This is a genomic window from Streptomyces sp. NPDC002779, from assembly GCF_042888685.1.
GTDB lineage: Bacteria > Actinomycetota > Actinomycetes > Streptomycetales > Streptomycetaceae > Streptomyces.
Map to the genome: position 1 here is coordinate 231738 of NZ_JBIAQC010000007.1, position 21466 is coordinate 253203.

General features: G+C 71.2%; 16 protein-coding genes. 5 read left to right on the plus strand and 11 right to left on the minus strand.

Annotated elements, in window-relative coordinates; translation table 11 throughout:
• The first annotated feature begins 78 nt into the window (after window positions 1-78).
• Window positions 79-735, plus strand: a complete 657-nt coding sequence (locus ACFYW5_RS21495) for an ANTAR domain-containing response regulator (protein ID WP_389418636.1) — start codon at window positions 79-81, stop codon at window positions 733-735.
• A 66-nt stretch (window positions 736-801) separates the two neighbouring features.
• On the opposite strand, the gene ACFYW5_RS21500 is transcribed toward ACFYW5_RS21495, so the two are convergent.
• The 8 genes from ACFYW5_RS21500 to ACFYW5_RS21535 all read right to left on the minus strand — a co-directional run bounded on the left by ACFYW5_RS21500 (window position 802) and on the right by ACFYW5_RS21535 (window position 10747).
• The gene (locus tag ACFYW5_RS21500; protein WP_389418637.1) at window positions 802-1518 is read right to left on the minus strand and encodes an ABC transporter ATP-binding protein; all 717 of its coding nucleotides are present in this window, start codon (window positions 1516-1518) and stop codon (window positions 802-804) included.
• On the minus strand, window positions 1515-2423 hold the full coding sequence (locus ACFYW5_RS21505; protein WP_389418638.1) for an ABC transporter ATP-binding protein: 909 nt from the start codon (window positions 2421-2423) through the stop codon (window positions 1515-1517). Before ACFYW5_RS21505 ends, ACFYW5_RS21500 begins: the two co-directional genes overlap by 4 nt.
• A gap of 5 nt (window positions 2424-2428) precedes the next feature.
• The gene (locus ACFYW5_RS21510) at window positions 2429-4258 is read right to left on the minus strand and encodes a branched-chain amino acid ABC transporter permease (protein ID WP_389418639.1); all 1830 of its coding nucleotides are present in this window, start codon (window positions 4256-4258) and stop codon (window positions 2429-2431) included.
• Window positions 4259-4263: 5 nt separating this feature from the next.
• Window positions 4264-5196, minus strand: coding sequence for a branched-chain amino acid ABC transporter permease (locus tag ACFYW5_RS21515; RefSeq protein ID WP_389418640.1), 933 nt, complete (start codon window positions 5194-5196; stop codon window positions 4264-4266).
• Window positions 5197-5305: 109 nt separating this feature from the next.
• The gene (locus ACFYW5_RS21520; RefSeq protein WP_389418642.1) at window positions 5306-6535 is read right to left on the minus strand and encodes a branched-chain amino acid ABC transporter substrate-binding protein; all 1230 of its coding nucleotides are present in this window, start codon (window positions 6533-6535) and stop codon (window positions 5306-5308) included.
• Between the two features lie 900 nt (window positions 6536-7435).
• Window positions 7436-7861 (minus strand): hypothetical protein, encoded by a 426-nt coding sequence (locus tag ACFYW5_RS21525; RefSeq protein ID WP_389418643.1) that lies wholly within the window; start codon window positions 7859-7861, stop codon window positions 7436-7438.
• Window positions 7862-7934: 73 nt separating this feature from the next.
• On the minus strand, window positions 7935-8429 hold the full coding sequence (locus ACFYW5_RS21530; RefSeq protein WP_389418644.1) for a PaaI family thioesterase: 495 nt from the start codon (window positions 8427-8429) through the stop codon (window positions 7935-7937).
• Window positions 8430-8467: 38 nt separating this feature from the next.
• A complete protein-coding gene (locus ACFYW5_RS21535; RefSeq protein WP_389418645.1) occupies window positions 8468-10747 on the minus strand; it encodes an FdhF/YdeP family oxidoreductase in 2280 nt (759 codons plus the stop codon).
• A 178-nt stretch (window positions 10748-10925) separates the two neighbouring features.
• Between ACFYW5_RS21535 and polA the strand changes: the two genes are divergently transcribed.
• Window positions 10926-13652 carry a DNA polymerase I gene (polA, locus tag ACFYW5_RS21540; RefSeq protein ID WP_389418646.1) on the plus strand — a complete coding sequence of 909 codons (2727 nt, stop codon included), beginning with the start codon at window positions 10926-10928 and terminating at the stop codon, window positions 13650-13652.
• 276 nt (window positions 13653-13928) lie between these two features.
• Here the strand turns inward: polA and ACFYW5_RS21545 are convergent, their stop codons facing one another.
• Window positions 13929-14771 (minus strand): DUF4184 family protein, encoded by an 843-nt coding sequence (locus tag ACFYW5_RS21545; RefSeq protein WP_389418647.1) that lies wholly within the window; start codon window positions 14769-14771, stop codon window positions 13929-13931.
• A gap of 283 nt (window positions 14772-15054) precedes the next feature.
• Between ACFYW5_RS21545 and ACFYW5_RS21550 the strand changes: the two genes are divergently transcribed.
• From ACFYW5_RS21550 to ACFYW5_RS21560, 3 genes are all read left to right on the plus strand, one after another.
• Window positions 15055-16815, plus strand: a complete 1761-nt coding sequence (locus tag ACFYW5_RS21550) for a lytic transglycosylase domain-containing protein (RefSeq protein ID WP_389418648.1) — start codon at window positions 15055-15057, stop codon at window positions 16813-16815.
• Window positions 16816-16947: 132 nt separating this feature from the next.
• Window positions 16948-17082, plus strand: a complete 135-nt coding sequence (locus ACFYW5_RS21555) for an SPW_0924 family protein (RefSeq protein WP_389418649.1) — start codon at window positions 16948-16950, stop codon at window positions 17080-17082.
• A 21-nt stretch (window positions 17083-17103) separates the two neighbouring features.
• On the plus strand, window positions 17104-18102 hold the full coding sequence (locus ACFYW5_RS21560; RefSeq protein WP_389418650.1) for a DUF3068 domain-containing protein: 999 nt from the start codon (window positions 17104-17106) through the stop codon (window positions 18100-18102).
• On the opposite strand, the gene hrpB is transcribed toward ACFYW5_RS21560, so the two are convergent.
• Together hrpB and ACFYW5_RS21570 are read right to left on the minus strand one after the other, a co-directional pair.
• Window positions 18084-20576, minus strand: a complete 2493-nt coding sequence (hrpB, locus tag ACFYW5_RS21565; protein ID WP_389418651.1) for an ATP-dependent helicase HrpB — start codon at window positions 20574-20576, stop codon at window positions 18084-18086. The genes ACFYW5_RS21560 and hrpB overlap by 19 nt on opposite strands.
• Window positions 20577-20580: 4 nt before the next feature.
• On the minus strand, window positions 20581-21456 hold the full coding sequence (locus ACFYW5_RS21570; protein WP_389418870.1) for a class I SAM-dependent methyltransferase: 876 nt from the start codon (window positions 21454-21456) through the stop codon (window positions 20581-20583).
• Between the last annotated feature and the right edge of the window lie 10 nt (window positions 21457-21466).

Here is a 21466-nt window from a genome sequence, read left to right on the forward strand (position 1 = left end):
TTACCCGCCGTGCCCCCACCATACCGTAGCTAGGTAGGCTCTTGTGAGCTGTACCCCTGCCCTGAACGAGGAGCCCCCGTGACCGCCCCCGAGTCGCCCCAGCCCGTAGACGCGCCCGACGACGACAAGTCGCACGTGCCTCCGCTGACGACCCGTGTCGTCATTGCCGAGGACGAGGCGCTGATTCGGCTCGATCTCAAAGAGATGCTCGAGGAAGAGGGGTATTCCGTCGTCGGTGAGGCGGGCGACGGGGAGCAGGCCGTCGAGCTGGCCCGGGAGCACAAGCCCGATCTCGTGATCCTCGACGTGAAGATGCCCAAGCTCGACGGGATCTCCGCCGCGGAGAAGATCGCCGAGGAGAGCATCGCCCCGGTGCTGATGCTCACCGCGTTCTCGCAGCGCGACCTCGTCGAGCGGGCGCGGGACGCCGGGGCGATGGCGTATCTGGTGAAGCCGTTCAGCAAGAGTGATGTCGTACCGGCGATCGAGATGGCCGTGTCGCGGTTCACCGAGTTGAAGGAGCTGGAGAAGGAGGTCGCGGACCTCACCCAGCGGCTGGAGACGCGCAAGCTGGTGGACCGGGCGAAGTCGGTGCTGCAGACGGAGTACGGGCTGAGCGAGCCCGCCGCGTTCCGGTGGATCCAGAAGACGTCGATGGACCGGCGGATGTCGATGCAGCAGGTCGCGGAGGCCGTCATCCAGGACGCCGAGGAGAAGAAGGCGGCCAAGGGCTAGTCCGGGAAGCGTGTACGACGAAGGCCCGCACCCTCCGCCGGGGGTGCGGGCCTCAGTCGTGGCGGATCAGTCCTCGCCGAGGTAGGCCTTGCGGACCGACTCGTCGTGGAGGAGGTCCTGGCCGGTGCCGGACAGGACGATGTTGCCGACCTCCATGACGTGACCCTGGTCGGCGAGCGAGAGCGCCGCCTGGGCGTTCTGCTCGACCAGCAGGATCGTGGTGCCCTGGGACTTCAGCTCGGCGATCGTCGCCATGATCTTCTGCATCATGATCGGCGACAGGCCCATGGAGGGCTCGTCGAGCATCAGCAGCTTCGGCTGGGACATCAGGGCGCGGCCCATCGCCAGCATCTGCTGCTCACCGCCGGAGAGGGTGCCCGCGGCCTGCTTGCGACGTTCGCCGAGGATCGGGAAGAGGTCGTAGGCGCGCTGGATGTCCTTCTCGATGCCTGGCTTGTCATTGCGCAGGAAGGCGCCGAGGCGGAGGTTGTCCTCGATGGTCATGCGGGGGAAGATGTGGCGCCCCTCGGGGGAGTGGGCGAGTCCCAGCGAGACGATCTGGTGGGCGGGGTACTTCTTCAGCGACTTGCCGTTGAACTTGATCTGGCCGCCGACCGGCTTGAGAAGGCCGGAGAGGGTGCGCAGGGTGGTGGTCTTGCCGGCGCCGTTGGTGCCGATGAGGGTGACGACCTGGCCTGCGTCGACGGTGAAGGAGATGCCCTTGACGGCTTCGATCTTGCCGTAGGCGACCCGGAGGTCTTCTACTTCGAGGAGTGCGGTCATCGGTCGTTCTCCTTGCCGGGCGCGGCCTCCGTCGTGGTGTCGGCCTGTGTCTCTGCGGCCTCGACTTCGGCGGCCTCGTCGGCGCCGGGGGCGCTTTCGAAGGGTTCGCCGAGGTATGCGGCGACCACGCGTTCGTCGCCCTGGACGGTGGCGCTGTCGCCTTCGACGAGCTTTTCGCCCTGGACGAGGACGGCGACGCGGTCGCAGAGGTTGAAGATGAACCGCATGTCGTGCTCGATGACGAGGACGGCGATGCCCTTGTCGCGGATGGCGAAGACGAGTTCCTCGGTGGCCCGGGTCTCCTGGGGGTTCATGCCGGCGGTGGGCTCGTCGAGGAGGAGCAGGCTCGGTTCGCTGGCGAGCGCTCGGGCGATTTCGAGCTTGCGCTGTTCGCCGTAGGGCAGGTTGCGGGCGAGGTGCTCGGACTTGGCGGCGAGGCCGACGAACTCCAGGAGTTCCATGGCGCGGGCGCGGGAGGCGGCTTCGGCCTTGTGGAAGCCGGGGCCGCGCAGCAGGGCGGACCAGAGGCCTTCCTTGGTGCGGGTGTGGCGGCCGACGAGGACGTTCTCCAGAACGGTCATGTTGGCGAAGAGCCGGATGTTCTGGAAGGTCCGGGCGATGCCGGCGGCGGTGACCTTGAAGGACTTGGGCGGCAGGACGGTGCCCCGGTGGCGGACCTCTCCCTCGGTGGGGATGTAGAGGCCGGTGAGGCAGTTGAAGAAGGTGGTCTTGCCGGCGCCGTTGGGGCCGATGAGCCCGACGATCTCGCCGCTGTTGACGGTGAGGTCGACGTTGCGTACGGCGGTGAGGCCGCCGAAGCGCATCGTGACGCCGCGTGCGTCGAGGACGGGGGTGCCGGGGGTGGCGGCGTCCGGGGTGTTCTGGGTGGTGGTGTCGGTAGTCATGGTGGTCAGGCCCCTGCCTTGCTGAGGACTGTGGGCGGTTCCGCGTCTTCGTGGAATTCGAGCTGGCGGCGCCGGTTGGGGATGAGGCCTTCCGGTCGGAAGCGCATCAGCAGCACGAGTGCGACGCCGAAGGCGAAGAGCTGGTAGTCGCCGAGGAACTGGAGCTTGGCGGGGATGAGGTAGAGCAGGGCGGCGCCGACGAGGGGGCCGCTGATGGTGCCCATGCCGCCGAGGACCACGGCTGCCAGGAGGAAGGCGGAGTTGGGCGGGACCACGTGGGCGAACTGGTACTGCTCGGGGGTCACGGTGTAGGTGACGTGGGCCTGGACGGTGCCGGCGAGTCCGGCGAGGGTCGCGCCGAGGGCGAAGGCGATGAGTTTGACGCGGAAGCCGTTGATGCCCATGGCTTCGGCGGCGGTCTCGTCCTCGCGGATGGCGACCCAGGCGCGGCCGATGCGGGAGTCGGCGCTGCGGCGGAAGACCACGACGACGATGAGGGTGATTAGCAGCATCAGCAGGAAGTAGTTGGAGAACCGGCCGATGGTGACGCCGAGCATGTTGTGTTCGGCGCCGAAGTCGAAGCCGAGGATGTTGAGGTTGGGTACGGAGGAGATGCCGTTGGAGCCGTTGGTGATGTCGGGTCCGGAGGTGCCGTCGGTGTTGAGGACGGTGATGCGGAAGATCTCTCCGAAGCCGAGGGTGACGATGGCGAGGTAGTCGCCGCGCAGCCGCAGGGTGGGGGCGCCGATGATGACGCCGAAGACCATGGCGACGGCGGCGCCGAGGATGGCGGAGAGCCAGAACGGCAGGTGGAGGTCGAACGGCGAGGAGGGGGAGCCGGAGACCATGGCCGCGGTGTAGGCGCCGACGCCGAGGAAGGCGACGTATCCGAGGTCGAGGAGGCCGGCGAGGCCGACGACGATGTTCAGGCCCAGGGCGACGGTGGCGAAGATGAGGATGTAGACGCCGATGGTGGCGTACCGGTCGTCGGACTGGGTGAAGGGGAAGGCGGCTGCTGCGACGAAGGCGCCGATCATCGTCACGTTGCGGTGTTTGGCGGTGATCGCGGTGATCCGGCTCATGAGTCCGGCCTTGGCGCCGGCGGCGAAGCCGAAGCCCGCGGTGATCAGGAAGCCGATGAAGAGTTCGTCGTATTCGGTGCCGATGCCGTAGGTGAAGACGGTCAGGCCGACGGCGAGGGCCGCGACGATGACGAGGATCTCGGCGTAGGCGGGCAGGGCGCGGGCCTGGGCCTTGACGGGGCCGGTGGCGACGGAGGCCCGCAGGATGCCGAGGTTGTGCCGGGTGTTGTGCCGGACGTGTTCCCAGGCGGTGTCGTCGGGGTCGACGGGGTCGGGCGCGGGCCGCTCGAAGGGGAGGGCGAGGGCGCCGAGGAGGGCCGTGAGGGTGGCCGCGGCCGCCACGTAGCCGCCGGGTTCGAGGTTGACGACGCCGCCGAGCTTGGTGCTGATGGCGATGACGGTGTACCAGGCGGTGACGAAGGCGCCGAGCGCGGCGAGCTTGATGGCGCTGTCGGCGCCGGCCGGGATGAGCCAGCGCAGGCCCTTGATGCCGTAGGAGGCGAGGCCGAAGAGGGCGGTGAGGGCGCCGCCGATGAGGACGAGGACCTGGAGGCCGCCCGGGTAGCCGTAGACGGTGAGGTCGCCGGGGAACTCGTTGGTCCAGGTCCAGGCGAGGAAGGTGGAGAGGATGGTGAGGACGCCGCCGCCGGTGGCGAGGGCACGTCCGATGTGCGGCGGGATGCCGACCAGGCCGGTGGGGGTGCCGGTGGTGGGGGTCCCGGCGCTTTCGGGTGCGGTGGTCTGTGTGGTCATCGGTGTCACGCCCTGTCCGCGACGCGCTCGCCGAGCAGGCCCTGTGGCCTGAACAGCAGTACGAGGATGAGGAGTACGAAGGCCCAGACGTCGGCCCAGGACTGGCTGCCGAACTTGTCCATGCCGGGGATGTCGGCGATGTAGGCGGTGGACAAGGATTCGGCGATGCCGAGGACGAGGCCGCCGAGCATGGCTCCGTAGATGTTGCCGATGCCGCCGAGGACGGCCGCGGTGAAGGCCTTGAGGCCGAGGATGAAGCCCATGCGGAAGTCGATCTGGCCGTACTTGAGGCCGTAGGCGACTCCGCCGACCGCGGCGAAGATGGCGCCGAGGGCGAAGGCGACCACGATGATGCGGTCGGTGTTGACGCCCATGAGCTTGGCCGTGTCGGGGTCCTGGGCGGTGGCCTGCATGCCGCGTCCGGTGCGGGTCTTCATGACGAAGTAGCCGAGGATCGCCATGCTGATGGGGGCGGCGAGGAGCAGGAAGATGTCACCGGTCTGGATGGTGACGCTGCCGATCTCGAAGGGTCCGCCCTCGATCTGCGGGAACTTGATCGGGGAGTCGGCCTCGGGGTACCAGGCCCAGACCGCCTGCTGGAGGGCGAGGGAGAGGCCGATGGCGGTGATCAAGGGGGCGAGTCGGGGGGCGCCCCGCAGGGGGCGGTAGGCGAATCGTTCCGCTCCCACGGCGACGGTGGTGGCGACGAGCATGGCGCCGATCAGCATCAGGGGCAGCGCGATGGCCATGGAGGTGCCGTCGGGCAGGATGTAGAGATAGACCGTGATGGCGCCGAACGCCCCGGTCATGAAGATCTCGCCGTGGGCGAAGTTGATGAGCTGGACAATGCCGTAGACCATCGTGTAGCCAATGGCGACCAGCCCGTACATGGATCCCAGTAGCAGGCCGTTGACCAGCTGCTGCGGCAGTTCGTTCACCGCATGTCCTCCGAGACTTCGGATGTCGAGTGGATGGGGCCGTATGTGAGTCCGCGCGGGGCGCCTGTAATGCGGCGCCCCGCGCGGCTCAAGGGGTTGGTGCGGTGGGTCAGCCGGTGTAGGTGCCGGACTTGACGGCCTTCCACTCGCCGTTCTCGACGGCGTAGACCGTGAGCTGCTTGTTGGTCGTGTCGCCGAACTCGTCGAAGGCGACCTTGCCGGTGACGCCGTCGAAGCTGACGTTCTGGACGGCGGCGGTGACCTTGGCGCGCGCGTCGTCCGGCAGCTTGCCGTCGTTGTCCTCGACGACCTTCTTCACGGCCTCGATGATCGACCAGGTGGCGTCGTAGGAGTAGCCGCCGTAGGCCGCGAAGTCCTCCTTGTAGCCCGCCGCCTTGTAGTCGGCGACGAACTTCTTGGCGGAGTCCAGCTCCTCCAGCGGGGCGCCCACGGAGGTGGCGAGGTCGCCGGCGCTGTCGTTGCCGGCCAGCTCGATGAAGGTCGGGTCGAAGATGCCGTCGCCGCCGACCAGCGGGACCTTGACGCCCGCGGCCTTGATCTGCTTGCTGAGCGGGCCGGCCTGCGGGTACTCGCCGCCGTAGTAGACGACATCGGCACCGGACTTCTTCACCTTGGTGGCGACCGCGGAGAAGTCCTTGGTGTCGGGGTTGATGTGCTCGGTGCCGACGATCTTGCCGCCGAGCTTCTTGAACTCGTCGGTGAAGGTGGCGGCGAGACCGGCGCCGTAGGTCTTCTTGTCGTCGATGACGAAGACCTTGGTCTTCTTGCTGTCGTTGTAGACGTACTGCGCGGCGAACGGACCCTGGATGGCGTCCGTGGTCGAGGTGCGGAAGTACGACTTGTAGGTGCGGACCTTGTTGGTCTGCCAGTCGGCGCCCTGGGTGAGGCCGGGGCCGGTGTTGGCCGGGGAGACCTGGACCATCTTGGCGTCTTCGAAGACCTTCTGCATGGACTCCGCGACCGAGGAGTTCAGCGGGCCGACAGCGCCGATGACGTTTTTGTCGGCGACGAACGTGGCGGCGTTCTGCTGGCCGGAGGAGGGCTGCGCCTGGTCGTCGAGGGCCTTTATCTCGAAGGTGACGCCGTCGACGTAGTTGTCCTTGTTGGCCGTCTTGGCGGCGAGGTCGGCGGAGTTCTTGATGCCGAGACCGAGCGCGGAGAGGTCACCGGTCAGCGGGGCGTCCACACCGATGATGACCTTGGTGCCGCCGCCGCCGGAGTCCGAGCCGCCGTCGTCGTCGCGCGAGCCACAGGCGGTGAGGGTCAGTGCTCCTGCCGCCAGCGCGGCGGTGATGGCGATGAGCGAACGTTGACGCACGATCAGTCCTTTCCCTGGCGCGGCCCTTCCCTCTGGAAGCGGCCGAGTCGAGCGCTGGGCCGAAGTGACATTCCGACGGCGCGGTGACTGGGCGTGACTCTAGGCGTGTGAGGGGAACGTGGAGGAGTACCTGGCGAATGCTGTGACGCTCTTGTTATGACACGACGTAATGCAGAGCGGTACTGAGTGGGTAGATCTGCAGGATTCCGTACGGTTCGCCCTGTCCGCATTCTGAGAAGTTGCAGGCCCGGCAGACGTTGTTCAGGCGTCTCAAGGGTTTTGGTAGTGACAACTATTTGATGCCGCAGGCTACCTGTTGGGCGTGCGAGAGATCCCGTGCGTAGCGTGAGCCCAGGATGAAACTGTGCATCTGTATTGCGCGTGTATTACGTAGAGTTACGTCCAGAAAAGGCAGTCCGGCGTTCCCGGGTATTTTTCCGCAATCCGTCGCCCGCAAGGTGATCGTGACCTTGCGGGATGATCCCGCCTCGGTCCGGAAGGGCGGTCGCGGGGAGGCGGTCACGGAGAGCCCGGCATAGGGCTGACTGATCGCGGTCACGGTGACGGGCGGGCCGGACAGCACGCTCAGTGCGACGTCGAAGCGGAAACCGGCGGCCTCGTCGGGGTCGCGGGAGACCGTCCTGCTCAGGTACCGGATGTCGACGACCTGGGAGGGGTACGGCGGGGCGGCGGCAGGGGGCGGCTGCGGGCGGGTGGCGTACAGGTAACCGCCGCCCGCTAGGAGGGCGGCCGCTGTCCCGGCCGCGACAGCGGCGCGGCGGTGCCGGCCGAGCAGGCGTCGCAGTGGCGCCGTCCGTCCGTGTGGTGGTGTGAACTCCGGTGCAGGGAACGGCTCTTGTACGTGGGTGCCCTCGCCCGGCTCGACCGGGCCGACGCCGCTCACTGCCACGGCCCGTTGCTCGGGCCGCCGTTGCGGTACCAGCGCACGCAACCCTCGTGGGCGCGGCGGTCGATGAGCGCGTCGGCCGCCCGCTCACCGCGGCGCGCCTTCTCGGCCCGGGCGGCGTCCACGACGTCCCGCAGGACTTCGTACTGTCCGTTCGACAGCCCCATCGACTGGTAGTCACCGTAGGTGTCGCCGTCCAGGACCTCCCGGGACCAGTGGGCGACGAGCCGGGTGCACAGCTCCTCGGGCGGTGTGGTCCGCGGGGACGGCGAGGTGCCCGCGGGGCCGTCCGCCGGCGTCCGCGAGCCCGTGTCCGCGCATCCGGTGATCGCACCGGCGGCCAGGAGTGCCGTCAGGAGTGGCGTCAGAAGTGCCGGCCGGAGTGCCGATTCCGCCCTGCGGGTCCGTCCCATCGTCATGCCCCGACGCTAGGCGCGCCGGGCCCTGTTGGGACAGAGCGGCGGCCGGAGCGGCGGGGCAGGGGGCCCCGGCTCAGGCGGTGGTGCCACCGCCGAAGCGCTCCGCGTCACTGCGCGTCACATCCCGCAGCAGGCAGGTCAGCCGGGCCGTGCACACGCGCTTGCCTTGCTCGTCGGTGATCACGATCTCGTACGTCGCGGTGGAGCGGCCCCGGTGCACCGGTGTGGCGACACCCGTGACCAGGCCCGAGCGTGCCCCGCGGTGATGCGTGCAGTTCAGGTCCACGCCCACGGCTATCTTCGAGGACCCTCCGTGCAGCATCGATCCCACGGAGCCCAGCGTCTCCGCCAGCACCGCGGACGCACCGCCGTGCAGCAGGCCGTACGGCTGGGTGTTGCCCTCCACCGGCATCGTGCCGACCACCCGGTCCGCCGACGCCTCCAGGATCTGCACGCCCATCCGCGTCCCCAGATGCCCCGCCGAGAACAGCGCCGGCAGATCCACCCCGAGCGCGGCGTACTCGTCGATGACCTCCTGCGGGAACTTCACCTGCTGCTGCTCGCCCATGGGTGGCACTCCGTTCGTCGTCGGTACTGAGCAAACGCTCAGTCGGCCGCCGATTGTTCCAGACGCACCACGACGGACTTGCTCGCCGGGGTGTTGCTGGTGTCCGCCGTGGCATCCAGCGGCACCAGCACATTGGTCTCGGGGTAGTACGCCGCCGCACACCCCCGGGCCGTCGGATAGAGCACCACCCGGAACCCGGGAGCGCGCCGCTCGACCCCGTCCCGCCACTCGCCGACGAGATCGACGTACGCCCCGTCCGCCACGCCGAGCGCGCGGGCGTCCTCGGGGTTCACCAGCACCACCCGCCGCCCGTTTTTGATTCCCCGATAGCGGTCGTCGAGCCCGTAGATCGTGGTGTTGTACTGGTCGTGCGACCGCAGCGTCTGCAGCAGCAGCCGCCCCTCGGGCAGCTCCGGATACTCCACCGGCGCCGCGGTGAAGTTGGCCTTGCCGGTCGCCGTCGGGAACCGCCGCTCGTCGCGCGGCGCGTGCGGCAGGGCGAACCCGCCAGGACGCGCCACGCGCGCGTTGAAGTCCTGGAACCCCGGGATCACCCGCGCGATCCGGTCCCGGATCGTGGCGTAGTCCTTCTCGAACTCCTCCCACGGCACCCGGCTGTCCGGCCCGAGCACCCGCCGCGCCAGCCTGCAGACGATCGCCGGCTCCGACAGCAGCCGCGTGCTCGCCGGTTCCAGCCGCCCGCGCGAGGCGTGCACCATGCCCATGGAGTCCTCGACGGTCACGAACTGCTCGCCGCTGCCCTGCAGATCACGTTCGGTACGCCCCAGCGTCGGCAGGATCAGCGCCCGCGCACCGGTGACCGCGTGCGAGCGGTTCAGCTTGGTCGACACATGCACCGTCAGCCGCGCCCGCCGCATCGCCGCCTCGGTCACCTCCGTGTCGGGCGAGGCGGAGACGAAGTTGCCGCCCATCGCGAAGAAGACCTTCGCCTTGTCGTCCCGCATCGCGCGGATGGCCTGGACGACGTCATAGCCGTGCTCCCGCGGCGGCGCGAACCCGAACTCCCTCTCCAGCGCGTCCAGGAAGGCCGGCGCGGGCCGCTCGAAGATGCCCATGGTGCGGTCGCCCTGCACATTGGAGTGCCCGCGCACCGGGCACACGCCCGCGCCCGGGCGCCCGATGTTGCCGCGCAGCAGAAGGAAGTTGACCACCTCGCGGATGGTCGGCACGGCGTGCTTGTGCTGGGTCAGGCCCATCGCCCAGCACACGATCGTCCGCTCGGAGGCGAGGACCATGGCCAGGGCCCGCTCGATCTCCTCCCGGGACAAACCGGTCGCGGTGAGCGTCTCGTCCCAGTCGGCGTCCCGCGCGGCGGCCGCGAAGTCCTCGTAACCGTGCGTGTGCGCGCGGACGAACTCCTCGTCGACGGCCCCCTCGGTCTGCAGGATCAGCTTGTTCAGCAGCCGGAACAGCGCCTGGTCGCCGCCGATGCGGATCTGCAGGAACAGATCGGTGAGGGCGGCACCCTTGAGCATGCCCTGCGGGGTCTGCGGGTTCTTGAACCGCTCCAGTCCGGCCTCGGGCAGCGGGTTGACGCTGATCACCTTGGCGCCGTTCGCCTTGGCCTTCTCCAGCGCGGAGAGCATCCGGGGGTGGTTCGTGCCGGGGTTCTGCCCGGCCACGATGATCAGGTCGGCGCGGTGGAGGTCCTCCAGCAGGACGCTGCCCTTGCCGATGCCGATGGTCTCGATCAGCGCGGAGCCCGACGACTCGTGGCACATGTTCGAGCAGTCCGGCAGGTTGTTGGTGCCGAACTCGCGGGCGAAGAGCTGATAGAGGAACGCCGCCTCGTTGCTGGTCCGCCCGGAGGTGTAGAAGAGCGCCTCGTCCGGGGAGGCGAGTGCCGTCAGCTCCTCGGCGACGATGTCGAAGGCGCGCTCCCAGGTGACCGGCTCGTAGTGGCTGCCGCCCTCGGGGAGGTACATGGGGTGGGTCAGCCGCCCTTGCTGGCCCAGCCAGTAGCCGCTGCGGGTCGCCAGGTCGGCGACGGAGTGCGCGGCGAAGAACTCCGGGGTCACCCGGCGCAGGGTGGCTTCCTCGGCGACGGCCTTCGCGCCGTTCTCGCAGAACTCCGCGGTGTGCCGGTGCTCCGGCTCCGGCCAGGCGCAGCCGGGGCAGTCGAAGCCGTCCTTCTGGTTGACCCGCAGCAAGGTCAGCGCGGTCCGCTTGACGCCCATCTGCTGCTGGGCCATGCGCAGGGTGTGCCCGATGGCGGGCAGCCCCGCCGCGGCGTGCTGCGGCTCGGCGACCTGCGGCGCGTCCTGCACCGGATCACCCTTGGGCGGCTTCGTCGCCATCGCACGCTCTCCTTATGACTGCGTGTGTGAGGTACGTCTCCGATCCTCGCACGTGTCAGTGACAACGCCCGTGCCCGGGATCGCCGCCGGTCGCGGGCAATGGTTGCGGGAACCGCCCGGCGCCGGCTGATCCGGCCGTGGGCTCCGACTGTCAGTGCGGCGTGGCAGGATCGGGGACGTGGCAGAGACAGCATCGAAGAAGACCGAAACGAACCCCGGCGGCAGCCGTCCGCGGCTGATGCTCATGGACGGGCATTCCCTGGCCTACCGCGCGTTCTTCGCGCTGCCCGCGGAGAACTTCACCACCGCGACGGGCCAGCCGACGAACGCCATCTACGGCTTCGCGTCGATGCTGGCGAACACGCTGCGCGACGAGGCGCCCACGCACTTCGCGGTCGCCTTCGACGTGTCCCGCAAGACATGGCGCTCGGAGGAGTTCACCGAGTACAAGGCGAACCGCTCCAAGACCCCCGACGAGTTCAAGGGCCAGGTCGAGCTGATCGGCGAGCTGCTGGACGCGATGCACGTCTCGCGCTTCGCGGTCGACGGCTTCGAGGCCGACGACGTGATCGCCACCCTCGCCACCCAGGCCGAGGCCGCGGGCTTCGAGGTGCTGATCGTCACCGGCGACCGGGACTCCTTCCAGCTGGTCAGCGAGCACACGACCGTGCTGTACCCGACCAAGGGCGTCTCCGAGCTGACCCGGTTCACCCCGGAGAAGGTCTTCGAGAAGTACGGGTTGACGCCCGCGCAGTACCCCGACTTCGCGGCCCTGCGCGGCGACCCGTCCGACAACCTGCCGGGCATCCCGGGCGTCGGGGAGAAGACCGCCGCGAAGTGGATCAACCAGTTCGGCTCGTTCGCGGAGCTGGTCGAGCGGGTCGACGAGGTGAAGGGCAAGGCGGGCCAGAACCTCCGCGACCACCTGGAGGCGGTCAAGCTCAACCGCCGGCTGACCGAGATGGTGTGCACGGTCGAGCTGCCGAAGACGGTCGCCGACCTGGAGCGGACCGCGTACGACCGCAAGGCCGTCGCGATGATCCTCGACACCCTGGAGATCCGTAACCCCTCCCTGCGGGAGCGGCTGCTGGCGGTCGACCCGGGCGCCGAGGCGGCCGAGGAGACCCCGGTCGTCGCGGACGGCGTGGAGCTGGACGGCAAGGTGCTCGGCACCGGCGAGCTGGCCCCGTGGCTGGCCGAGCACGGCACCGCGCCCCTCGGTGTCGCCACCGTCGACACCTGGGCGCTCGGCACCGGCTCGGTGGCCGAGGTCGCGCTGGCCACGGCCGGCGGTCCGGCGGCCTGGTTCGACCCGTCCGAGCTGGACGAGACCGACGAGAACGCGTTCCTGGCCTGGCTGGCCGACGCCGCCCGCCCCAAGGTCCTGCACAACGCCAAGGGCGTGATGCGTGTCTTCGCCGAGCACGGCTGGACCGTGGACGGCGTCACCATGGACACCGCCCTCGCCGCCTACCTGGTCAAGCCGGGCCGGCGCTCCTTCGACCTGGACGCGCTGTCCCTGGAGTACCTCCACCGCGAGCTGGCCCCCGCCGCCACGGCCGACGGCCAGCTCGCCTTCGGCGCGGACGACGGCGCCGAGGCCGAGGCGCTCATGATCCAGGCCCGCGCGGTCATCGACCTGGGCGGCGCCTTCGAGGGCCGGCTCCAGGAGGTCGGCGCCGCCGATCTGCTGCGCGACATGGAGCTGCCCACCTCGGCGCTGCTGGCCCGGATGGAGCGGCACGGCATCGCCGCGGACCGGGCCCACCTGGAAGCGATGGAACAGATGTTCGCGGGCGCCGTGCAGCAGGCGGTGAAGGAGGCGCACGCGGCCGCCGGGCACGAGTTCAACCTCGGCTCGCCCAAGCAGCTCCAGGAGGTCCTCTTCGGCGAGCTGGGCCTGCCGAAGACGAAGAAGACCAAGACCGGCTACACCACCGACGCCGACGCCCTGGCCTGGCTCGCCACGCAGACGGACAACGAACTCCCGGTGATCATGCTCCGCCACCGTGAGCAGGCGAAGCTGCGGGTCACCGTCGAGGGCCTGATCAAGACGATCGCGGCGGACGGCCGGATCCACACCACCTTCAACCAGACGGTCGCCGCGACCGGCCGGCTCTCCTCGACGGATCCCAACCTCCAGAACATCCCGGTCCGCACCGACGAGGGCCGCGCGATCCGCCGGGGCTTCGTGGTCGGCGAGGGCTTCGAGTCCCTGATGACGGCCGACTACAGCCAGATCGAGCTGCGAGTGATGGCCCACCTGTCCGCCGACGAGGGCCTGATCGAGGCGTTCACCTCGGGGGAGGACCTGCACACCACGGCCGCCTCCCAGGTCTTCGCCGTGGAGCCCGGCGCGGTGGACGCCGAGATGCGCCGCAAGATCAAGGCGATGTCCTACGGCCTGGCGTACGGCCTGTCGGCCTTCGGTCTCTCCCAGCAGCTGAACATCGAGGCGGGCGAGGCCCGTGCCTTGATGGACGCCTACTTCGAGCGCTTCGGCGGCGTACGGGACTATCTGCGCCGAGCCGTCGACGAGGCGAGGGCGACGGGTTACACGGCGACCCTCTTCGGCCGCCGCCGCTACCTCCCCGACCTCAACAGCGACAACCGCCAGCGCCGCGAGGCGGCCGAGCGCATGGCCCTCAACGCCCCCATCCAGGGCACGGCGGCCGACATCGTCAAGATCGCCATGCTCAAGGTCGACGAGGCGCTGCGCGAGGCCGGCCTGAAGTCCCGCATGCTCCTCCAGGTCCACGACGAAATCGTCCTGGAGATCGCCCCCGGCGAGCGGGACCGGGCGGAGGCCCTGGTCCGCGAGCAGATGTCCACCGCGGTCCGCCTGGACGTCCCCCTGGGCGTCTCGGTAGGCGGGGGCCAGGACTGGGAATCAGCAGCACATTAAAACTCCGCAAGGGGAGCGCCCCGGAAGGGGCGCGGGGAACTGCGCGACAAGCCACAGATGACCCGCGCCCCGAACAAACAGCAACCAGGCAGACGCGAGGCGACATCACCCACGTGGCCCCCGCAAAGACGCCACCGCCCAAGCCCGCCCGTCAGGATGCGGGCATGGGCATACGCACACCCCTGCTCCATCGCCGGACGGCACACGCGCCGACGGCCAGCACCCCGCGCATCCCCACCGGCTTCACCGCGACGCTGCTCCTGTGGGCGGAGCTCATCACCCTCCTCCGCCTCCCCCGGTACCGGCCCCGACCGGCACCGGGGCCGGGCGCCACACCCTGACCGCGACGGCGTACACCAGCACCCCCACCACCAGTCCCGCGCCCGCCCCGAAGCATACCGTCGGAATCAGCTCCCAGGGCTTCGCGCGCGACCCCCAGTACGACCACCAGCGCACCGCCCGCTGCACCGCGAACACCACCCCGCAGCCGGCCAGCAGCGCCCCGGCGAGCCACCGGTCCCGCGAGGACAGCACCGGCACCCCGGCCGGCAGCACCCCCGCCGGAATCCGCCGCAGCGCCACGGCGAGGAACCCCACGATGACGGCCGCCGCCACCGCCGAACCGCCGTACTGGAGATACCAGTACAGAGGGGACCCCGCGAACTCCTCGCCGAGGACGGGGAACAGCCGCATCCCCCAGCGGTCGAGGTGCGTGAACGCGTCCCAGACGACATGGGTGAGCGCGCCGAGGACCGCGGAGACGTACCACCACCCCACCAGTTCCGGCCGCACGCGTGCGCGGGGCGCACCGCAGCGCAGCAGGGCGGCCACCCGGCCCTGCCGGGCCGGCGGCAGCAGGGCCACGAGTGGCTCACGGATGACCAGCCACAGCCCCACCAGCGCCCAGGAAATGGCCACATCCACCGTGAACACGCCCGCGAAGGAGTGCGTCACATCGCCGAACTCCATCGCCCCGGGCACCGCGCCGCCCGCGTAGTAGGTCAGATCGGGCCCGAACGACCCCGCCACCAGGACGGCCGGCACCAGCCGCCCCCGGCCCGTTCCGTCGGTGCGCACGGCGGGCAGCACGGCCGCCGCATGGCTGAGGGTGAACGGCACCGACGCTCCTCGCGTGGGACATGATCGACCCGCCCAGTATCACGCATGGCCAACTGGTGAATACGGGACGCGAACGGGTGCCCGTGACGCGGAAGTTGTCGTAGGGTCACTTGGGCCGGTGCGCGGGGAGCGCGGCCGATCTACGGACAAAAACGGACGGATGCTCGGGGGCGGACAACCGAACGGCCCCGCGAGCGCAACCTCCAGGGCGGGTCGTTCGTCACAACAGGGCGACGGGACAGACAGAGACGGGCGCTCGGCGTCCGCAGGAGGGGTTCACTCTATGTCGGCGCAATTCGGCAGGAGGCTGTACAAAGGTGCGGCCACCGCCGCCGTGGCCGCATTGGCGGTCGCGGCGCTGTCCGGCTCCCAGGCTCCGGGTGTGACGGTCGACGAACAGGGGAGACGGACCACGTCCGACACCCAGCCGACCCCCGACGCGGCCGGCGGGAGCGCGACCGGCAACTCGCCGTACTACACGGACCTGCCGCCCCTGGACAGCCCCGAGCCGTCGCCGAGCGCGGGCGGCGGGGGGACGGGCTCCACGGACTCCGAGTCCGGGATACCCGCGACCGTGCTGGCCGCCTACCAGCAGGCCGCCGCCTCGCTGCGGGAGGCCAAGCCGGGCTGCAACCTGCCCTGGGAGCTGCTCGCCGCCATCGGGCACGTCGAGTCGGGCCATGCCCGCGGCGGCCGGGTGAACGCCGACGGGACCACCACCTCCCCGATCCTCGGCCCGCAGCTCAACGGCATCGGCTTCGCGAACATCAGCGACACCGACGACGGCGCCTACGACGGGGACAGCTCCTACGACCGTGCCGTGGGGCCGATGCAGTTCATCCCCTCGACCTGGGAGTGGGCGGGCCGCGACGGCAACGGCGACGGCAAGAAGGACCCCAACAACATCCACGACGCCGCGCTCGCCGCGGGCCACTACCTGTGCCGCTTCGGCTGGGACCTGTCCGACGGGGCCGACCTCAAGAGCGCGATCCTCAGCTACAACAACTCCACGGACTACCTGAACACCGTCCTGGCGTGGCTGGAGCACTACCGCAAGGGCGTCGACGCGATCCCCGACGGCACCGGCACCCTGCCCGAGGACCGCAGCGACGACCACGTTGGGGCCCAGGTGCGGCCGTCGCCCCCGGCCTCGCGGCCGCCGAGCACGCCGCCCACGACGCCCCCGGGGACGACTCCGCCGCCGTCCACGCCGCCGTCGACACCCCCGCCCACGAACCCGCCCACCAACCCGCCCACCACGCCGCCCACCACGCCTCCGGGGACCCCCACCGACACGGTGCACCACCTGGACGATGCCGGTACCGCCAAGTTGACCGCGATGGCGGGCGACGCCTTCGGCGAGAAGATCAGCACCCGGGCCGAGACCTCGGCCGGCAAGGGCGTCGGCAAGGTGCGGATCCGCTTCACCATCGTCGGCGACACCGACGCCGCCTTCACCGGCGGCGAGAAGTACGCCACCGCCCTCACCGACAGCAGCGGTACGGCCACGGCGCCCGCGCTCCAGGCGGGCGAGCAGATCGGCGAGTTCACCGTCCGGACGACGGTCGTGGGCCGCTCGGTCCCCGGGCTCGACTACACGGCCACGGTCACCGAACGCGCCGCCGACAGACTGGCCCGTACCGCCGAGACCGCGCTGACCTGCGCCCCGGGCGGCGAGTTCGCGGGCCAGGTGGAGGTGAAGGCCACCTACAAGGGCGCCGTCGCGGACGGGGTCGCGGCCACCGCCACCCTGATCACGTCGGCGGACGACCCGACGGCGAACGACAAGGGCCCCTACTTCAAGGACGCCGCCGGCAACCCCGTCCGCTCCCTGGCCGGCCTCAAGACGGACACCGACGGCCTGCTGAGGCTGCCGAAGCTGTACGCCGACGACACCGCCGGCACCTTCCTGCTCCGCATCAGCACCGCGGGCGGCGCCACGCTGACGGTCGAACTGACCGTGGCGGCGGCCGAGTCGGCGTCGCCCACCCCGTCGGCGACCCCCAGCTCCAGCCCGAGCTCCAGCCCCAGCCCCAGCGCGTAAGGACGACCCCAGGCGGCGCCCCTCCGGAGCGGAGGGGCGCCGTCGTCGTGTGCGACGTGTTCTCATCTCGCCCGGCGGTTGCTACGGTGCCGGACCTGACGAAGTATCAGCTCCGGCCCGTCGGGAGGCACCGTGCGCGCCCTGATCGCCGCCGCGACCGGCCTCGCCGTCGCACTCGCCCTGGTGTTCACGCTCACCGCGCTGGGCTCACCGACCGGCGAGACCTCCCCGGAGCCGCTGCTGACGACGGTGCCCGCACATCCGTAACCGCCCGGGAGGGAGGCCGAGATGCGCCGCAAGGCCAGTCTGCTGCTGCTCGCCTTCGCCGTGTTCTTCACCGCGCTGTCCCCGATGCTGCGCTGGTACGCCTTCCCGCGCCTGGCCAAGGTCCCCCCGAACCAGTACCAGGACATGGTCCTGGAGGCGAAGGACGCCACCCTCCTCGACTACGGGACCCTGAAGGCGCGGAAGGTCTCCAAGGTCACCATCGTGCAGACCCTCAAGGGCAACGTGGAAGCCGCCGAGCGGATCGAGCGGACGGCGGGCCGGGACGTGGTCGTCTGGGACGGCCTCTCCTACGTCCAGGGCCCCGACGGCGAGATGGTCTCCCGGATCCCCGAGCGCTACATCTTCGACGCCCACACCCAGGAACCCGTCCACGCCCCCGGCGAGATGGTCGACGGCGACCCCGTGCGCCGCGAGGGCATCGAGTTCAAGTGGCCCTTCCTCACGGAGAAGCGGTCCTACGAGTACTTCGACGCCCAGACCCGCACCTCCGCGCCCATCCACTACCGGGGCACCGAGGACTTCCGTGGCGTCGAGGTCTACTACTTCGAGCAGACCGTCCCGTGGACGGAGGTGCCGTACCCCAAGAAGATGCCCGTGGACGGCATCACCCCCGAGACCCTCGCCGGCACCGGCACCACCCGCTGGTACACCACCGTCCGCAAGTTCTGGGTCGAACCCCTCACCGGCGCCCCCGTCTACGGCGAGGAGATCCACAAGGAGGAGCTGCGCGGCGGCACCCTGCTCGGCGACCGCGACAAGGTCACGGCGTTCGCCGGCCATGTGAAGATGCGCGAGGACTACATCGACCACACCGTCGACCTGGTGAAGTCGAACCGCACCCTGATCCTGCTGCTCACCGCCTACCTCCCGTGGGGCTTCCTGGCCTTCGGCGTCCTCCTGCTCTCCCTCGCCCTCTACCTGGAGGTCCGAGGCCGCCGCCCCGGGGACCCGGCCCCCACCGGCGCCTCCCAGCTCGCCCTTCAGCTCCCGCCCGCCTGACGCCGGGCCCGGGCCGCCGTGTGCCGGGTCGGCTCGGCGGTCGCAGGATCCTCCGGCCACGGATGCTTCGGGTACCGCCCCCGCAGCTCCGCCCGCACTCCCTTGTATCCGTCCTTCCAGAAGGACGCGAGATCGGCCGTTACCGCCGCGGGGCGCCCCGCAGGGGACAGCAGGTGCACCAGCACCGGCACCCCCGCCACCGACGGCGACGCGTGCAGGCCGAACATCTCCTGGAGCTTCACGGCGAGAACGGGCTGTTCGGGGTTGGTGTAGTCGATCCGGATCCTGGACCCGCTCGGCACGGTGAGACGCTCGGGCGCCAGCTCCTCCAGGCGCGCCGCCGCACCCGAGGCCCACGGCAGCAGCCGGTTCAGACCCTCCCCGGCACTGATCCGTCCGAGATCGCTCCGCCGCCTCGCACGGCTCAGCTCCGGCTCCAGCCACTCCGCCACACGCGCGTGGAGAGCGTCGTCGGAGACATCGGGCCACGGGTCACCCACGTGCGTCCGCAGGAACGCCAGCCGCTGCCGCAGGACGACCGCCTCCGCCGACCACCGCAACAGGCCCAGCCCCTCCTGCCGCAGCCCCTCCAGCAGGGCATCGCGTACGAGGGCGGCGTCGGCGTTCCTGAGCGGGCGCACCGTCAGCTCGATCGCGCCCAGCCGCTCCACCCGGCGCGCCACGACGTCCCCGTCCGCCCAGCGGACCTCCTCGCCCTCCGCGTACAGGGGAGCGGCCGCCTGCCGGGCCGTCTCCTCGTCCACCACGGCGGCGAGCTGCACGCGCGCGTGCCCCTTGCCCACCGGACGGTCCGCCACGGCGACCGCGAGCCAGGGTGCCCCACGCAGCGGCGAGCCCTCCCGCAGCTCCGCCCGGGTCCCGGAGGCCATGAGGACCGAACCACCCTCGACCCTGCCCACCCGCTCGGGAAACGCCAGCGCGGCCACCGCTCCGGCCAGCGCGTCGTCGCCTTCCCCGGCGACCGCCGCCCCGCCGGCGCTCCGCAGCCGCCGTACCTCCGCCCGCCACCGCCCGGCGTAGGCGTCACCGCCGCGCCGAGCGGCACGCAGAGCCGCCGCCAGGTCGTCGCCGTACTCCCGCGGCGGCTCCTCGGACAGCAGCGCCACCACCTCGGCCCCGGCGCCGGAGGTGTCCAGCAGCGCCCGCCCCAGCCGAGGGTGCAGGCCCAGCTCCGCCAGCCGGGCTCCGCGTTCCGTGGCCCGCCCGTCGGCGTCCACCGCCCCGATCGCCGACAGCACCGAGCGCGCCGCCGCCATGGCCCCCGCCGGGGGCGGGTCCAGCAGGGCGAGGCCGGCCGCCGACGGATCTCCCCAGCACGCCGCCTGGAGCGCGAACGCCGTCAGGTCCGCCACCTTGATCCCGGGGGAGGGGAAGCGCGGCAGCCGCGTGTCCTCCGCCTCCGTCCAGCAGCGGTACACCGCCCCCGGCGCCTCCCGCCCGGCCCGGCCCGCCCGCTGCCGTCCCGCCGCCTGCGAGGCCCGTACCGTCGTCAGCGCGCTCAGCCCGCGCGCGTGGTCGACGCGCGGCTCCCGCGCGAGACCGGAGTCCACCACCACCCGGACTCCCGGAACCGTCAGCGAGGACTCGGCGACGGAGGTCGCCAGCACCACCCGGCGCCGGTCGCCGTCCGACAGCGCCACGTCCTGCACCGCCGCCGGTGCGCGGCCGTGCACCTGGAGCACCTCCACCCCGCCCAGGTCGCCCAGCTGCCCGGCCACCCGCGCGATCTCGCCGACGCCGGGCAGGAAGCAGAGCACGTCCCCCTCCCGCTCGGCCAGCGCCCGCCGCACCACCGCCGCCACATGCGTCAGCAGCGCCGGGTCGACGCGCATGCCGTGCGGCGGCCGTACGGGACGCGCCGGCGGTGCCCACACCACCTCCACCGGGTACGAGACGCCCTCGGCCTCGATCACCGGGGCGCCGCCCAGCAGCCGGGCCCAGCCCTCCGCGTCCGTCGTCGCCGACGCGGCCACCAGCCGCAGCTCCGGCCGCAGCGCCTGCCGTACGTCCCACAGGAAGGCGGCCGTCGTGTCCGCGTCCAGATGCCGCTCGTGGCACTCGTCCAGGACCACGACGTCCACGCCCGCGAGCTCCGGGTCGCGCTGGACGCGCTGCAACAGCACCCCCGTCGTGACGACCTCCACGCGTGCGTGCCGTCCGACGACGCGCTCCCCGCGCACGGTGTACCCGACGCTCTCGCCGGTCTTCTCGCCCAGCAGCCACGCCATCCGCCGGGCGGCGGCGCGGGCGGCGATCCGGCGCGGCTCCGCGACCACGACCCGGCGCGCCGGGCCCTCGCCGAGCAGCCCGGCCAGCGCCAGCGGGACCAGGGTCGTCTTGCCGGTACCGGGCGGGGCCACCAGCACCGCGGTGCCGTGCGCCTCCAGGGCGCCGGTCAGACCGGGCAGGGCACTGCGGACGGGAAGGGCGTCCAGGGCGTCGTAACGGATCACACGCTCAGTCTCTCCCCCAGCCTCCGGCCGGGGGCGCCCCCATCTCGCTTCGCTCGCAGACGAAGATCGCCGTCCCCGGGATCAGGTTGCCGCGCAGCGGGGACCAGCCGCCCCACTCCGCGGTGTTCCAGGCCGGCCACTCCGGCTCGACGAGGTCCACCAGGCGGAGGTCCGCGGCGACCACGTCGCGCACCCGGTCGCCGATCGTCCGGTGGTGCTCCACGTACACCGCCCGGCCGTCGTCGTCCTGCTCGACGTAGGGCGTGCGGTCGAAGTACGAGGCGGCGACCGACAGGCCCTCCGGGCCCGGCTCGTCCGGGAACGCCCAGCGGAAGGGATGGGTGACCGAGAAGACGAACCGGCCGCCCGGCCGCAGCACCCGGCGCACCTCCCGCAGCACCAGCACCGGGTCGGCGACGAAGGGCAGCGCCCCGTACGCCGAGCACGCCAGGTCGAAGGCGCCGTCGGCGAAGGGGAGCGCGCCCGCGTCGGCGCAGACCAGGGGGAAGGAGCCGCCGATCCGCAGCGCGTGCTGGAGCTGGCGGTGGGAGAGGTCCAGGGCGACCGGGCGGGCGCCCTGCGCGGCCAGCCAGCGCGAGCACTGGGCGGCGCCGGCGCCGATCTCCAGGACGTCCTTGCCCTTCAGCTCCTCCGGCGGGCCGAGCAGCTCGGCCTCCACCTCGTCCAGGCCCTCCGGCCCCCAGACGAAGCGGTCGTCGCCGAGGAAGGTGCCGTGCTCGGTCTGGTACTCGTCGGCGTTGCGGTCCCACCAGCCCCGGTTGGCCCGGGAGCTCTCCGTGACCCCGGCGGCACGCCGGGTGGCCTCCGGCTCGGCTTCGGATCCGGGCGCGGCCTCGTTCGATACGGGCTCTTGGATGATCGGCTCCCTC